Raw genomic sequence first — 15,400 nt, 5'->3', positions numbered from 1 at the left:
CGATGCACATCGCGATCCTCACCTTCGACGGCTTCAACGAGCTCGACTCGCTGGTCGCGCTCGGCGTGCTCAACCGCGTGAAGAAGCCCGGCTGGCGCGTGACGCTGGCCTCGCCCAGCGCCACCGTGACCTCGATGAACGGCGTCACGGTGCACGCCACCGCGACGCTCGAAGCGGCCTGCGAAGCGGGCGCTGTGATCGTCGGCAGCGGCATCCGCACGCGCGAGATCGCCGCCGACGCGGGCCTGATGGGCGTGCTGCGCGGGCTCGACCCGTCGCGCCAGCTCATCGGCGCGCAGTGCTCGGGCACGCTGCTGCTGGCCAAGCTCGGCCTGCTGGGCACGGTGCCGGCCTGCACCGACCTCACGACCAAGCCGTGGGTGCAGGAAGCCGGCGTCGAAGTGCTCAACCAGCCCTTCTTCGCGCAGGGCAACGTGGCGACCGCGGGCGGCTGCTTCTCGGCGCCCTACCTCGCGGCCTGGCTCATCGCGCGCACCGAAGGCCTGGAGGCCGCGAAGAGCGCGCTGCACTATGTCGCGCCGGTCGGTGAAAAAGACGACTACGTGGCGCGCGCGCTGCGCAACATCGAGCCATATCTGCAGGCCACGGCCGACACCCTTTCCGCACAAGGACACTGAACACCATGCTCAACATCTGGGGCCGCATCAGTTCGATCAACGTGCGCAAGGTCGTGTGGTGCGCGCAGGAGCTTGGGCTCGACTTCCAGCGCACCGAGGCCGGCGGCAAGTTCGGCGTGGTGCAGACGCCCGAATACCGCGCGCTCAACCCGAACGCCATGGTGCCCACCATCGACGACGGCGAAGGCGCCGAGCGCGTCACGCTGTGGGAGTCGAACGTCATCGTGCGCTACCTGTGCGCCCGCTACTCGCACGGCACGCTCTACCCGAGCGAGCTGCCCGCGCGCTTCGACGCCGAGCGCTGGATGGACTGGCAGCAGACCACGCTCAACCGCGCCAGCCGCGACGCCTTCGTGCAATGGGTGCGCACGGCGCCCTCGGAGCGCCAGCCCGCGCTGATCGCCGCGTCGGTGCGCGAGAGCGAGGCGCTGTTCGCCATGCTCGACGCGCACCTCGCGCAGCGCCCCTACATGGCCGGCGAGCGCTTCACCATGGCCGACATCCCGATCGGCTGCGAGGCGCACCGCTGGTTCGGCCTGCCCGGCGCCGAGTACCGCCGGCCCGCCTGGCCCAACGTCGAGCGCTGGTACGCCGACCTGCTTTCCCGCCCGGGCACGCGCGGCGTGCTCGACCTTTCCCTCGAATGACCCTGATGAAATCCCGCCCCTTCAAGCAAGTCGACGTCTTCACCGCCACCGCCTACTACGGCAACCCGCTCGCGGTGGTGATCGACGGCCAGGACCTGGACGACGCCGCCATGCAGCGCTTCGCGCAGTGGACCAACCTGTCGGAGACCACCTTCCTGCTGCCGCCGACCGACCCGGGCGCCGACTACCGCGTGCGCATCTTCACGCCCGGCGGCGAGCTGCCCTTTGCCGGCCACCCGACCATCGGCAGCTGCCATGCCTGGCTGCAGGCCAGCGGCAAGCCCAAGGTGGCGGGCCGCGTGGTGCAGCAGTGCGGCGCCGGCCTCGTGCCGCTGCGGCGCGACGGCGAGCGCCTGGCCTTTGCCGCGCCGCCGCTCAAGCGCAGCGCCCCGAGCCCCGCGCTGCTGGCCAAGGTGGCCGGCGCGCTGGGCCTGAAGGCGCAGCAGGTCATCGCGGCGCAGGTGCTCGACAACGGCCCGGTGTGGTTCGGCCTGCTGCTGAACGACGCCGACGCCGTGCTGGCGCTGCAGCCCGACCACCGCGCGCTGAAGGAACTGGGCGTGAAGGCCGGCGTGGCCGGCGTGCCCTCGGCGCACGACACCTCGCTGCTCATCGGCCGCTCGAACCGCGAGGCACGCGCCTTCGGCAACCGCCCCGCCACGCCGAACGACGACGGCGCGAAGATCGACCTCGAGGTGCGCGCCTTCGCCGAGCCCATCGGCGTGCAGGAAGACCCGGTCACCGGCAGCCTCAACGCCAGCCTGGCCGAATGGCTGATCGCCGACGGCCACATGCCCGAGCGCTACCTGGCCGCGCAAGGCCAGTGCCTGGGCCGCGCGGGCCGCGTGCACATCGAGCGCGACAGCGACGGCACGATCTGGGTCGGCGGCGATGCCGTGACCTGCGTCGACGGCCACGTCACCCTCTGAACAAAGGCACGCCATGGCCCCCGCCGAAATCGACCACCTGGTGATCGCCGCCGCCTCGCTGGCCGAGGGCGTGGCATGGTGCGAGGCCACGCTCGGCGTCACGCCCGCGCCCGGCGGCGTGCACCCGCTCATGGGCACGCACAACCGGCTGCTGAACATCGCGAGCGCCGCGTTCCCGCGCGCCTATGCCGAGATCATCGCCATCGAGCCCGGCAAGGCGCCGTCGCGGCCGAAGACGCGCCGCTGGTTCGACCTGGACGACGCCGCGCTGCAGGCCGCGCTCGCGCAGCGCGGCCCGCGGCTCATCCACTTCGTGGCGCGCGTGCCCGATGCGCATGCCGCCACGCAGGCGCTCGCGCGCGAGGAGCATGCGCACATCGACCGCGGCCACCTGCTCGAAGCCTCGCGCGACACGCCGGCCGGCCGGCTCGAATGGCAGATCACGGTGCGCGACGACGGCCAGCGCCTGTTCTACGGCGCGCTGCCCACGCTGATCCAGTGGGGCGCGGTGCACCCCACCGACGCCATGCCCGCCTCGGGCCTGGCGCTGCGTTCGCTGCGCGTGGCGCATCCGCGCGCGCCGGCGCTGTCGGCCGCGCTCACGGCCATCGGCATGGGCAGCCTGCCGGTCGATGCCGGCCCGCCCAACCTCGTCGCCGTGCTCGACACGCCGCGCGGCCCCGTCACCCTCGAATCGCAAGGACTCTGACTCTCATGCTCACCCTAACCGAAATCGCCTGGTTCGCCCTCGCCTCGCTGCTGCTGGCGCTCACGCCGGGGCCGAACATGATCTATTGCGTGTCGCGCACGCTGATCCAGGGCCGCCGCGCGGGGCTCATCTCGCTGGGCGGCGTGCTGATGGCCTTCCTGGTGCACCTGTTCGCCGCGGCGCTGGGCCTCACGGCGTTGCTGCTGGCGGTGCCGGTCGCGTTCGACGCGATCCGTTTCGCCGGCGCGGCCTACCTGATGTGGCTCGCGTGGCAGGCAGTCAAGCCCGGCGGCAACGCGCCCTTCGAGGCCCGCGCGCTGCCGGCCGATCCGCCGGCCAAGCTGTTCCGCATGGGCTTTCTCACGAACCTGCTGAACCCGAAGGTGGCGATGTTCTACCTGTCGTTCTTTCCGCAGTTCATCCATCCCGAGCGCGGCTCGGTACTGCTGCAGAGCCTGCAGCTGGGCATGGCGCAGATGGCGAGCAGCGCGCTGGTCAACACCGTGATGATCGTCGGCGCCGCGAGCATCACGGCCGTGCTGTCGCAAAGCGCGGGCTGGCTGCGCGCGCAGCGCTACATCATGGGCAGCGTGCTGGCCGCGCTGGCCGTGCGCGTGGCGCTCACCGAACGCAAGTAAGCAACAAGAAGGACGTCGATGCGATTCACCCGCGAAGAGATCGAAGCCGCGCAGCGCACCGTGCATGCGGCCATGCCGCCCACGCCCCAGTACACCTGGCCGCAGCTGTCGCAGCGCCTGGGCGCCACGGTCTGGGCCAAGCACGAGAACCACACGCCGGTCGGCGCCTTCAAGATCCGCGGCGGCCTGACCTACTTCGAGACCCTCGCGCGCGAGCAGCCCGCCGTGCGCCATGTGATCAGCGCCACGCGCGGCAACCACGGCCAGTCGGTCGGCTTCGCCTCGCAACGCCACGGGCTGGCCGCGACCATCGTGGTGCCGCACGGCAACTCGCGCGAGAAGAACGCGGCGATGCGCGCGCTCGGCGTGACGCTGGTCGAACATGGCGACGACTTTCAAGCGGCCGCCGAACACGCGGCGGTGCTGGCGGAACGCGACGCGCTGCACCGCGCGCCCTCGTTCCATCGCGAGCTGGTGCGCGGCGTGTCGACCGCGTACGTCGAGTTCTTCAGCGCACTGAAAGCTTCACCGCCCGACGTGCTGTTCGTGCCCATCGGCCTGGGCTCCGGCTTCGCCGGCGCGGCGGCGGCGCGCGCGCATTGCGGCGTGTCGACGAAGCTCATCGGCGTGGTGTCGGCGCATGCCACGGCCTACCGCGATTCCTTCCGCGCGCGCCGTGCGGTCGAGTCGCCCGCCACCACGCGGCTGGCCGACGGCATGGCCTGCCGCACGCCGGTGCCCGAATCGCTGGAGGTGATCCTGCGCGAGGCCGACGACGTGATCACCGTGACCGACGATGAAGTGGCGGAGGCCATGCGCGTGCTTTTCAGCGACACGCACAACGTGGCCGAAGGCGCGGGCGCTGCCGCCTTGGCGGGGGCGCTTCAACAGAAGGAACGCTGGCGCGGGCAGACGGTGGGCGTCGCGTTGAGCGGCGGCAATGTCGATGCCGACATGTTCGCCGGCGTGCTGGGGCGCAGCGCCTGATCCGCTCTCAGGGCAGCGGCCCTGTGTTCGCCGTGCTCAACGGCAGCTGGGACACCTCGGCCAGCAGCAGCGCCAACTGCTGCGCGGCCGCATCGATCACCGCCTGACCCTTCGCGGCCGTGGCCGCTGCGGCATTGCCGGCCGCCCCCTGCGCGTTGTAGTCCTCCATGGCCCAGCCGAGCTTGGCGCTCTTGCCGTTGCCGAGGATCGCGCAGTCGGCCGCGCGCTGCTCCGAGGTGGAGCTGAAATCCTTCGCCTCGCCCATGCGCACCAGTGCGGGCGTCAGCGCCAGCATCATCGAGGTCTCGATCTCGCCCGCATGCACGCCGAAGCGGTGCTCCCGGGCGCTGAACTGCGCGTTCGCATCGCCCAGCGGCAGGTTGAACCAGCTCACGCTGTAGACGATCAGGCCGTGCGCGGCGCGCAGCTCGCGCGCCACGATGTCCATCGCGCCCACATGGCCGCCGTGGGCGTTGAACAGCACCAGCTTCTTCACGCCGGCGCGCGCCACGCCCGCGCCGATCTCGCTCCACATGCGGATCAGCGTCTCGGCCGAGAAGGTGAGCGTGCCCGCGAAGCGCGCGTGCTCGGGGCTCAGGCCGATCTGCTGGGTCGGCAGGAACAGCGCCGGCAGTTCCGGCGGCAGCAGCGGCAGCGCGGCGGCCACGATGCCGTCGGCCAGCACGGTGTCCACGCCCAGCGGCAGGTGCGGGCCGTGCTGCTCGGTGGCGCCCAGCGGCAGCACCGCCACCGTGGTCGCCGCGTCGAGCGCGGCGAAGTCGCGCGTCGTCAACTGGGACCAGAAACGGGGCCAACGGGGCGAAGAGACCGGAAGTGCGTTCATGCCGCGATCTTAGGACGGGGCCATGGGCGGCGCATGGGGCAACACTTGCATACAACTTGCCAACATCGGATGAATTGATCGCGAATCTGTTCACGATTAGTTCTCATCTTTCCCGATGTTCGGTCCTATTGTTTACAAATTGGCCTAGAGTCCCTTTTCACGAACTTTCCGCCACGGCTTGTCACGGCCCAGGAGAGTTCACGCAAAAGGGAGTAGCGTGTCCATCCATCCACAAAAAAATGGAGGCACCGTCGTTGCCGGGCGCAAAGTCGCGCCCTTCAAGGCATTGCCTCACCATCTCGCACGAGCCGTGCGGGGTTTGCCGCCGATCGTGTGCGTGCTGGTCTTCGGAAGCAGCACCGCGTACGCGGAGTCCACTGTCGCGCCCTCGCCGACCGCCCCCCTGGGCAGCGCGCTGGCGTATGACGCCTCGCAGCACGACGCCCTCATCGTCGCGCGCCGCGCCGGCCGCATCGCGCCGGCCCAAGCCCTGCAGCAGCTGCGTCAATGGCTGGCGGCGCCCCTGGCCGATGAGCAGCGCCGGCGCGTGGCGTCCGACGCCATCGCGATCGCGGTGGCCGACGGCCGCTTCGCCGACGCGGTGGCCGTGGGCCGCCAGGTGCCGCCCGGCGAGCTGGGCGATTACGCGCTCGGCCCGCTGGCCGGCGCCGCGCGGCGCACGGGCGACATCGCCCTGCAAGGCGACACCGTCAAGGTCTGGCGCGCGCGCCAGCCGGCGGCCCGCGAACCGCGCATCCACGAAGCCTTCTGGCGGCTGGCCAGCGGCGACACGGCGGGCGCGCAAACCCTCTACCGCGCACTCGCACAGCCCGCGCCCACCGAGGTCGCCGACCGCGTCGCGCTGCTCGACCTGCGCGCCGCGCTGGCGCGTGCGCAGGGTCAGCCGTTCCAGGCGCTCACGGCCTACGGCGAGATCACCGCGCTGCAGCCCCAGCGCCGCGATGCACAGCGCGACGCCGACTTCCTGCTGGCCGAGTACGGTGGCGCCACCGCCGCGTTCGAGGACGCGCAGGCGGCCGAACGCAAGCAGCCCGGCAGCCTCGCGCCGCTGACGCTCGCGCTGCTCGAACAGCAGGCGCTGGCGCAGCAGCTGCGCTGGGCCGTGAAGGCGCGCGACCAGCGCCTGGGCGCGGCGCGCGTCACCGACCTCGACAAGGTGCTGGCCGCCCAGAATGCCGCGCTGGCCCGGATCGACGCCGCGCTCGCGCAGCCCGCCCCGCAAGACGCCGACACCTGGCGCACGCTGCGCACGCGGCTGCAGTCCGACCGCATGATGGCGCTGCTGGAGCGCGGCCGTCCCGCCGACACCATCGCGCTGTACGACAGCCTGCGTGCCGACGGCACCGCGCTGCCGCCCTACGCGCTGGGCACCGCCGCCCGCGCGCTGGCGCAGGAGCGCCGCTCGGCCGATGCCGTGCCGCTGTTCGAGAAAGCGGTCGTCGACCTGCCGATGCCCGACAGCCTGCACTTCGGCCTGGTCTATGCCTACCTGGACACCGGCCGCTTCGACGAGGCCGAGGCGCTGCTCCAGCGCATCGAAAGCGCCACGCCCGTGCTGATGCGGCTGGCGCCGGAAGCCGGCCGCCCGAACGACCAGTTCTCCGAGGTGAGCGGCCTGGGTGCGCTGCTGCAGTTGTACGGCGACCGCCCGAAGATCGCGCAGCCGCGCTTCAACACGCTCACGCAGGAAGCCCCGCTCAACGCGGGCTACGCCTACGGCGCCGCGCTCACCGAGCGGCTGCGCGAGCACCCCGAGGCGGCCGTGGCGCGCTTCGAGGCGCTGAGCGCCGACCACCCCGACGACCTGAGCGTGCGCACCGGCCATGTCGAGGCGCTGCTCGACGCCGACGAATTCCGCGCCGCGCGGCTGCGCGCCGAAGCGCTCGAGGCCGATGCGCCCGACGCCGCCGAGGTGCGCGAGATGGCACGCAAGCGCCGCTCGCTGGTCGGCCCGCAGCTCGAGATCGACGCCGAAGGTTCGCGCGGCGGCGGCACGCTGGCCAGCCGCGAATGGCGCGTCGACAGCCGGCTCAGCTCCGGCCTCATCGGCGACGCATGGCGCGTGTTCTACGCGCAGACGCTGGGCCGCGGCTACACCTCCGAAGGCACGGCCCAGTGGGCGCGCGGCGGCCTCGGCGCGAGCTGGCGACAAGGCCGCTGGCTGGCCGAAGGCGTGCTGCAACATGCGAACAGCGGCCGCTACCGCAACAGCGTGGCCGGCCGCGTCGACTACCGCGCCAGCGATGCCTGGCGCCTGTCGGCCACCTACGACGGCGACAGCAAGGAGCTGCCCTGGAAAGCCCGCGCCGTGCCCTTCGGCGCGCAGGCCATCGGCGCGCGCGAGTTCGGCGCCAGCGCGGCCTACGTCGTCAACGAATCGCGCCGCTTCGACCTGCAATGGCGCCGCCTCGACTTCAGCGACAGCAACCTGCGCGACGGCCTCGACTTCGGCTGGCGCGAGCGCTGGGTCAGCACGCCGCGCTTCCAGGTCGAAACGCGGCTGGGCGTCGATGCCAGCCGCAGCCGCCTGCAGGACGTGCGCTACTTCAGCCCCTCGCGCGACGCCAGCGCGCAGCTGTCGGTGCGCGGCCAGTGGCTCACCTGGAAAAGCGACGACCGCCAGTTCTTCCAGGTGCTGGAACTCGGCGGCGGCAGCTACCAGCAGGCCGGCTTCGGCAGCGGCCCGCTGTGGAACGTGCGCTACGAGCACCGCTGGGCCCTGGGCCAGAAGCTCACGCTGCGCTACGGCCTGACCTTCGGCAGCCACCCCTACGACGGCGTGCGCGAAAAACAGCGCGGCGTGTTCCTGAACCTTTCGATGCCCCTGCAGTGATGTCCGTGATGCAAGCCCCCACCTTCTTCCTCCGGCTGCGCGCGGCCCTGCTCGGGCTGCTGCTGGCGGCGGCGTTGCCTGCACTGGCGGCGCCGGTGCTGCCCGCCGACCCCGACAACGGCGTCGACTTCCGCGTGATCTCGTTCCACGACGTGCGCCCCAACGTGCGCGCCAGCTTCGAGACCTCGCCCGACGAAACCGCCATCGACGAGCGCACGCTCGCCGAAGTGTTCGCCTGGCTGCGCCACAGCGGCTACCACCCGGTCAGCCTGCAGCAGATCATCGATGCGCGCAACGGCGGCAAGCCGCTGCCCTCGCAGCCTGTGCTGCTGACCTTCGACGACGGCTACCGCAGTGCCTACACGCACGTGTTCCCGCTGCTGCAGCGCTTCAACTACCCCGCGCTGTTCGCGCTCGTGACGAGCTGGCTCGAGGTGCCCGAAGGCCAGCCCGTGCACTGGGGCGACAAGCCCGCGCCGCGCGAGAACTTCCTGCTGTGGCGCGAAGCCGCCGAGATGGCGCGCTCGCCGCTGGTCGAGTTCGCCAGCCACACCGACGCGATGCACACCGGCATCCGGGCCAACCCGCAGGGCAACATGCTGCCCGCCGCGGCCACGCACCGCTACGACCCGACGACCGGCCGCTACGAGGACGACGCCGCCTACCTGCGCCGCATCGAGACCGACCTGCGCCGCAGCCGCGAGCTGATCGAGAAGCGCACCGGCGCCAAGGTGCGCGCCACCGTGTGGCCCTACGGCGCCTACAACACGCCCGCGCTGGAAGCCTCGGCGCGCGTGGGCATGCCGATCACCTTCACGCTCGACGACGGCGCGAACACCAGGGAGATTCCGCTCAGCCGCATCCGCCGCGCGCTGGCTGCCTACGACAACGAGGCGCCCGACTACGTGCAGATGCTGCGCAGCCCGGTGGGCGGCGAGGTGCGCCCGATCAACCGTGTGATGCACGTCGACCTGGACTACGTGTACGACGCCGACCCGGCCCAGCAGGAGCGCAACCTCTCGGCGCTGATCGAGCGCGTGGCCGCCGTGCGTCCGCGCTCGGTGTTCCTGCAGGCCTATGCCGACCCCGACGGCGACGGCGTGGCCGACGCGCTGTACTTTCCCAACCGCCACCTGCCGATGCGCGCCGACCTGTTCGCCCGCGCCGCCTGGCAGTTGCGCAGCCGCACCGGCGTGAAGGTCTATGCGTGGATGCCCGTCACCGCCTACCGGCTGCCGGCGTCGAACCCGCTGGCCACGCACACGGTGCGCACGCTCAAGGGCGACGCGCCGGCCGACCGCTACCACCGGCTCTCGCCCTTCGACCCGGCCGTGCGCACGCTGGTCGGCGACCTGTACGAAGACCTGGGTCGCCACACCTTCTTCGAGGGCCTGCTGTTCCACGACGACGCCATGCTCTCGGACGACGAGGACGCCAGCCCCGCCGCGCTCGACACCTACCGCCGCTGGGGCCTGCCGGCCGACGTGGCCGCGCTGCGCGCCGACCCCGCGCTCATGGCGCGCTGGACCGCCGCCAAGACCCGCTACCTGATCGACTTCACGCACGAACTCGCGGCGCGCGTGGGCACCTGGCGCCCCGCGCTGGAAACGGCGCGCAACCTCTATGCGCGGCCGGTGCTGGAGCCGCAGGCCGAGCAGTGGTTTGCCCAAAACTATGAAGCCTCGCTTGCTGCCTACGACTACGTCGGCCTGATGGCCATGCCGCGCATGGAGCAGGAGGCCCGCACCCCGGCCGACAGCGACGCGTGGCTGGGCCGCCTGGCCCAGCGCGCGGCCGCCACGCCGCACGGCCTGGACCGCACCGTGTTCGAGCTGCAGGCGCGCGACTGGCGCACCGGAAAACCCGTGGCCGACGCCGAGCTCACGCGCCAGTGGACCCTGCTGCAGCGCGCCGGCGTGCGCCACCTGGGCTACTACCCCGACGACTTCCTGAACAACCAGCCCTCGCTGGAGACCGTGCGTCGCGCGATCTCGGTGCGTTCGCTGCTGTCGCGCGCCCCCCGGCGCAACCACGACGCCGCCACGCTGCCGCCTGAAGGAGGGAAGCCCCGATGAACACGCTCCAGATGCTGGTGGACCTGATTCCACCGGTGCTCTTCGGCTTCGTCTTCTACTACCCGTTCTTCATGGCGTGGGTGTGGATCGCGGGCGGCCTCTCGCACGCGTGGTCGTTCGAGCGCAAGCGCGACGTCGAGATCGACCCGCTGCCGCTGCTGCCCTCGCAGCCGCTCGTGACCGTCGTGGTGCCCTGCTTCAACGAGGCGCCGCACCTGCGCGAAGTGATCGAGCAGCTCATGCGCACGCGCTACCCGAACTACGAGGTGATCGCCGTCAACGACGGCAGCACCGACGGCACCGGCGAGCTGCTCGACCAGATGACGCTCGAGTTCAGCCGCCTGCGCGTGATCCACAACGCCAGCAACCAGGGCAAGGCCGTGGGCCTGAACACCGCCTGCCAGCTGGCGCGCGGCGAGTACATCCTGGGCATCGACGGCGACGCGCTGGTCGACCCCAACGCCATCGCCTGGATGCTCAAGCGCATGCTGGCCTCGGATCGCATCGGCGCCGTCACCGGCAACCCGCGCATCCGCACGCGCACCACGCTGCTGGGGCGCATGCAGGTGGGCGAGTTCTCGTCGATCATCGGTCTCATCAAGCGTTCGCAGCAGCTCATCGGCACGCTCTTCACGGTGTCGGGCGTGCTGGCCATGTTCCGCCGCCGCGCCGTGCTCGAGGTGGGCTTCTGGAGCCCCGACGTGCTCACCGAGGACATCGACATGAGCTGGAAGCTCCAGCTCGCCGGCTGGCGCCTGCGCTTCGAACCGCGCGCGCTGTGCTGGATCCTCATGCCCGAGACCCTGCGCGGCCTGTGGAAGCAGCGCCTGCGCTGGGCCGTCGGCGGCATTCAGACCATGCTGCGCATCACGCCGTCCATCCTGCGCCTGCGCAGCTGGCGCCTGTGGCTCATCTACAGCGAGTACATGGTGAGCGTGGTGTGGGCCTATGCGATGGCGCTGGTGCTGCTGATCAGCTTCATCCGTCCCTTTTTGCCGCACGAGTCGGCCTGGCATTCGGCGCTCCTACCGCACTGGCAGGGCACGCTGCTGGCCATGACCTGCATCCTGCAGATGCTGCTGAGCCTGTGGATCGACCGTCGCTACGACCGCGACCTCATGCGCTATTTCGCCGGAACGATCTGGTACCCGATCGCGTTCTGGACGATCACGATGGCCACCACGGTGGTCGCCCTTCCCAACGCTCTGATGCGTCGTCGCGGCAAGCGCGCGGTGTGGACGAGCCCTGACCGAGGAGTTTCTTCTGATGCATCCTGAACACCCGATTTCTTCGCCGACGGTCCACGAAGCCCCGCCGCCCCGCACCCGTTCGTGGGGCCAACCCGCGGTGGACGAACCCATCATCGACGCCGCGCGCATCCCGCTGCACGCCTTCGGCAACGGCCGTTCGCCGGCGCGCACCCTGGCCATGTACCTGTGGCTGCGCGTGCTGCGTCCCGCGATCACCGTCGCGATCTGGTTCTGCGCCATCTGGTACGCCTGGCCCTACGTGATGGGCGCGCGCTCCCAGCCCGAGGTGCTTCAGCTGCTGGGCCTGTACGCCATCGTCATCGGCGTGATCCTCGCCTCGATGCTGGTCATGGGCCCGCTGCGCCGCCGCCAGCACCGCAGCGAGACGCCGCCGGAAAAGGAGCAGTCGTCGCTGTTCGCGCTGGCGTCGTACATCGAAGTCGCGCCCGCGCGCCTGTCGACCTGGCAGCGCACGCGCCAGCTGCTGGCGCACCACGACCACCACGGCCAGCTGCGCGACGCCACCGACACCGCGCCGGCCGCGCTGGAAGAAGAAGCACCAGCGAAGCGCCGCAAGGCCTGACGCGCAGAGGCAACCGGCGCGGCCTTTTCGGCCGCGTCGCTGCAGGGGTTTCGGGGCGGTGATTCAATCGCGCGGCGGCAGCGCCGCAGGCAGATTCACCTTCTTCCAAGGACCCCCGACATGGACCTCCAGCTCCAGGACCAGCACGTTCTCATCACCGGCGGCAGCAAGGGCATCGGCCTGGCCTGCGCGCTGGGCTTCCTGCGCGAAGGCGCGCGCGTGAGCCTGGTCTCGCGCGACCTGCAGAACCTGCAGCAGGGCCAGCAGTCGCTGATCGCCGCGTTCCCGCAAGCCGAAGGCCGCGTCAGCCTGCACGCCGCCGACCTCAAGAACCCCGCCAGCGCCGTCGCCGCCCTCGACGCCGCCGAACAGGCCTTCGGCCCCGTCGACGTGCTCGTCAACTCGGCAGGCGCCGCGCGCCGCACCCCACCCGACGAACTCACGCCCGCTGCGTGGCACGACGCGATGGACGCCAAGTACTTCACCTACATCCACATGATCGACCCGGTCGTGAAGCGCATGGGCACGCGTGGCCGCGGCGCCATCGTCAACGTCATCGGCCAGGGCGGCAAGGTCGCCAGCCCCGTGCACATGGCCGGAGGCGCCGCCAATGCCGCGCTCATGCTCGTGAGCGCCGGCATGGCCGCCGCCTACGCCGCCAAAGGCGTGCGCGTGAACGCCGTGAACCCCGGCCTCACGCTGACCGCGCGGTTGCAGGAGGGGATGAAGGCTGACGCGAAACTGCAGGGCATCGACACCGACGAAGCGCTGGAGCGCGCCACCGCACGCCTGCCGCTGGGCCGCATCGCGACGCCCGAGGAAGTCGCCAACACCGTGCTCTTCCTGGCGTCGCCGAAGGCAAGCTATGTGACAGGCGCGATCGTGGCGATGGATGGCGCAGTAACACCGATGATCTGACAAGGGACAGCAGGGGGGAGCGAACGCAGTGATGCGATCCCCCAGGCCGAGCGAAGCGATGGCCCGAGTGCTCCCCCTCCCCTCTGGCCGCGCCGAGGAGCGCAGCGTTTCGCGGATCAGGGCTCGCCCTTGTTTGAGCGAAGCGAGTTTGGGCGAGACCCCGCGAAACGCGAGCACCGCAGGTTGCCCGCAGCGAAGCGGAGGGACGCGGACAGTGGGGTCGCCTTTTCTTTGCTTACTTTCTTTTGGCGAAGCAAAAGAAAGTGAGTCGCCCGCCGGGGCGAGACCCGGCCAGCAGCCTCAAGAAATCACCCCACAGCCAACAACCCCTCGAACTTCAACGCCAGGAAATCCACAACCCCCCGAACCCGAGCCGGCACAAACCGCCCACTAGGCAACAGCGCATGCAACGGATAAGGCTCCGTCTCCCAGTCAGGCAGCAGCCGCACCAGACGGCCTTCCCGAATGTCATTACGCACATCCAAAGCGGACTTCAGAGAGATGCCATACCCCGCCACAGTCCACTCCCGCGCCAGCGAAGCATCATCCACACTCCGATCCCCATTCACCCGCACCTCCGTCCACTGCCCCAACTGCGCAAACCGCCACACCCGGTGCCGCCGCCCACTGCGGTTGAACGTCAGGCAGTTGTGCTGCAGCAGATCCTGCGGAACCCGAGGCAAGGGATGCCGACGCAGATAGTCAGGTGAAGCCGTCAGCACCGGATTCGTCAGCGCAAACGCCCGCGCCACCAGCCGCGAATCGGCCAGCGCCCCATAGCGCAACGCCACATCCACTTCGTCGCGCATCACGTCCAGCGGCCGGTCCCCGACAGACAGCGACAACTGCACCCCCGGATGCAGCGCCAGAAACTCGTCGAACCACGGCAGCAGCGTGCTGCGCGTGAGGTCCGACGGCGAGGCCACCCGCAAGGTGCCGACGAGTTCGCCGCGATCCGCAGTGACCAGCGACTCCCCTTCGTCCAACAGTTCAAAAGCACGCACCGCATAGTCAAGCAGCGTCTGCCCCTGCGGCGTCAGCCGCATCGCCCGCGTCGACCGCTCGAACAGCCGCGCCCCCAACTGCGCCTCCAGCCGCTTCAACGTCGCACTGGCCGCGGCGGGCGTGATCCCCAGCGCATGCCCCGCCGCCGTCAACGTGCCGCCACGCGCCGTCTGCACGAGCACCTGCAGGTCCGATATATTTTCAATCTTCATTTGAAAGTGTTGGTGATTCAGGCCACCTTATCAAACAGACGTTGTCATCCTACAGTCCAGCCATCGTTCCAGAAAGAAGGTCTCTTCCCATGAAAGCCGTCGGCTACCACCAGCCTCTCCCCATCGACCACCCCGAATCGCTGCAGGACATCGAGCTCCCCGCCCCCGTGCCCGGCGCGCGCGACCTGCTCGTGCGCGTGAAGGCCGTGTCGGTCAACCCCGTCGACACCAAGGTCCGCAAGAACGCCGCCCCCGAAGCCGGCCAGGCCAAGGTGCTGGGCTGGGACGCGGTCGGCACCGTCGAAGCCATCGGCAGCGGCGTGCAAAACTTCAAGGTCGGCGACCGCGTGTACTACGCCGGCTCCATCATTCGCCCCGGCGCCAATTCGGAGTTGCACGCGGTCGACGAGCGCATCGCCGCCCTCGCCCCGAAGAGCCTCGACGACGCGCAGGCCGCCGCATTGCCGCTGACCACCATCACCGCCTACGAACTGCTGTTCGACCGCCTGCAGGTGCCCAAGGACGGCGGCGAAGGCCAGACGCTGCTGATCACCGGCGGCGCCGGCGGCGTGGGCTCCATCCTCATCCAGCTCGCGAGCCAGCTCACGAAGCTGCGCGTCGTCGCCACCGCCTCGCGCGCCGAAACGCGCGCCTGGTGCCTGGCACTGGGCGCGCACGTCGTCATCGACCATTCGAAGCCGCTCGCCGCCGAACTGAAGGCCGCCGGCATCGATGAAGTCGACATGGTCGCCAGCCTCACGCAGACCGACCAGCACTACGCGCAGCTCATCGAAAGCCTCAAGCCCCAGGGCCAGCTCGCGGTGATCGACGACATGAAGGTGCTCGACGCGATGCCGCTGAAGACCAAGTGCATCTCGCTGCACTGGGAAATGATGTTCACGCGCTCGCGCTTCACCACGCCCGACATCGCCGAGCAGGGCAAGCTGCTGGCCGAAGTGGCCGCGCTGGTCGACGCGGGCCGCATCCGCACCACGGCGAATGCGAGCTTCGGCACCATCAACGCCGCGAACCTGCGCAAGGCGCACGCGCTCATCGAGAGCGGCAAGGCGCAGGGCAAGGTGGTGCTGGCCGGGTTCTGATTTGCGCACAA

At 70.4% G+C, this 15,400-nt stretch carries 14 protein-coding genes; 12 read left to right on the top strand and 2 right to left on the bottom strand.

Annotation, left to right across the window (positions count from 1 at the left end):
* The first annotated feature begins 2 nt into the window (after positions 1–2).
* The 6 genes from ACAM42_RS03630 to ACAM42_RS03605 are packed head-to-tail and all read left to right on the top strand — an operon-like array spanning position 3 to position 4,548.
* Entirely contained in the window at positions 3–638 is a 636-nt protein-coding gene (locus tag ACAM42_RS03630; protein ID WP_369631148.1) for a DJ-1/PfpI family protein, read from the top strand.
* A 5-nt stretch (positions 639–643) separates the two neighbouring features.
* Complete coding sequence (locus tag ACAM42_RS03625) at positions 644–1,285, top strand: glutathione S-transferase family protein (RefSeq protein WP_369631147.1); 642 nt, start codon at positions 644–646, stop codon at positions 1,283–1,285.
* Positions 1,286–1,290: 5 nt separating this feature from the next.
* Positions 1,291–2,214 (top strand): PhzF family phenazine biosynthesis protein, encoded by a 924-nt coding sequence (locus ACAM42_RS03620; protein WP_369631146.1) that lies wholly within the window; start codon positions 1,291–1,293, stop codon positions 2,212–2,214.
* Between the two features lie 13 nt (positions 2,215–2,227).
* Positions 2,228–2,923, top strand: coding sequence for a VOC family protein (locus ACAM42_RS03615; protein WP_369631145.1), 696 nt, complete (start codon positions 2,228–2,230; stop codon positions 2,921–2,923).
* Positions 2,924–2,928: 5 nt separating this feature from the next.
* Positions 2,929–3,561: a LysE family translocator gene (locus ACAM42_RS03610; protein WP_062480600.1), complete on the top strand. Its 633-nt coding sequence runs from the start codon at positions 2,929–2,931 to the stop codon at positions 3,559–3,561.
* Positions 3,562–3,579: 18 nt separating this feature from the next.
* Positions 3,580–4,548, top strand: a complete 969-nt coding sequence (locus ACAM42_RS03605; protein WP_369631144.1) for a threonine dehydratase — start codon at positions 3,580–3,582, stop codon at positions 4,546–4,548.
* Between the two features lie 7 nt (positions 4,549–4,555).
* Here ACAM42_RS03605 and ACAM42_RS03600 read toward each other — a convergent pair whose 3' ends face one another.
* Positions 4,556–5,392 (bottom strand): creatininase family protein, encoded by an 837-nt coding sequence (locus ACAM42_RS03600; RefSeq protein ID WP_369631143.1) that lies wholly within the window; start codon positions 5,390–5,392, stop codon positions 4,556–4,558.
* Positions 5,393–5,729: 337 nt separating this feature from the next.
* Here ACAM42_RS03600 and pgaA point away from each other — a divergent pair, with 337 nt between their 5' ends.
* The 5 genes from pgaA (at position 5,730) to ACAM42_RS03575 (ending at position 13,072) form a co-directional block, all read left to right on the top strand.
* Positions 5,730–8,246, top strand: coding sequence for a poly-beta-1,6 N-acetyl-D-glucosamine export porin PgaA (pgaA, locus tag ACAM42_RS03595; RefSeq protein WP_369631142.1), 2,517 nt, complete (start codon positions 5,730–5,732; stop codon positions 8,244–8,246).
* Positions 8,247–8,254: 8 nt separating this feature from the next.
* Positions 8,255–10,321 carry a poly-beta-1,6-N-acetyl-D-glucosamine N-deacetylase PgaB gene (pgaB, locus tag ACAM42_RS03590; protein WP_369631141.1) on the top strand — a complete coding sequence of 689 codons (2,067 nt, stop codon included), beginning with the start codon at positions 8,255–8,257 and terminating at the stop codon, positions 10,319–10,321.
* Positions 10,318–11,598 (top strand): poly-beta-1,6-N-acetyl-D-glucosamine synthase, encoded by a 1,281-nt coding sequence (gene pgaC / locus ACAM42_RS03585; protein ID WP_369631140.1) that lies wholly within the window; start codon positions 10,318–10,320, stop codon positions 11,596–11,598. Before pgaB ends, pgaC begins: the two co-directional genes overlap by 4 nt.
* Positions 11,588–12,154 carry a PgaD family protein gene (locus tag ACAM42_RS03580; protein ID WP_369631139.1) on the top strand — a complete coding sequence of 189 codons (567 nt, stop codon included), beginning with the start codon at positions 11,588–11,590 and terminating at the stop codon, positions 12,152–12,154. The genes pgaC and ACAM42_RS03580 overlap by 11 nt, the downstream gene beginning before the upstream one ends.
* Before the next feature lie 120 nt (positions 12,155–12,274).
* Positions 12,275–13,072: an SDR family oxidoreductase gene (locus tag ACAM42_RS03575; protein WP_139701504.1), complete on the top strand. Its 798-nt coding sequence runs from the start codon at positions 12,275–12,277 to the stop codon at positions 13,070–13,072.
* A gap of 308 nt (positions 13,073–13,380) precedes the next feature.
* Here the strand turns inward: ACAM42_RS03575 and ACAM42_RS03570 are convergent, their stop codons facing one another.
* A complete protein-coding gene (locus ACAM42_RS03570; RefSeq protein WP_369631138.1) occupies positions 13,381–14,289 on the bottom strand; it encodes a LysR family transcriptional regulator in 909 nt (302 codons plus the stop codon).
* An 89-nt stretch (positions 14,290–14,378) separates the two neighbouring features.
* Between ACAM42_RS03570 and ACAM42_RS03565 the strand changes: the two genes are divergently transcribed.
* Positions 14,379–15,389, top strand: a complete 1,011-nt coding sequence (locus tag ACAM42_RS03565; protein WP_369631137.1) for a zinc-binding alcohol dehydrogenase family protein — start codon at positions 14,379–14,381, stop codon at positions 15,387–15,389.
* Positions 15,390–15,400 lie beyond the last annotated feature (11 nt).

Source organism: Variovorax sp. V35, from assembly GCF_041154465.1.
Classification (GTDB): Bacteria; Pseudomonadota; Gammaproteobacteria; order Burkholderiales; family Burkholderiaceae_C; genus Variovorax; species Variovorax boronicumulans.
Note: the sequence above shows the minus strand (reverse complement) of the source record. Positions and strands in the feature narration are given on the sequence as shown.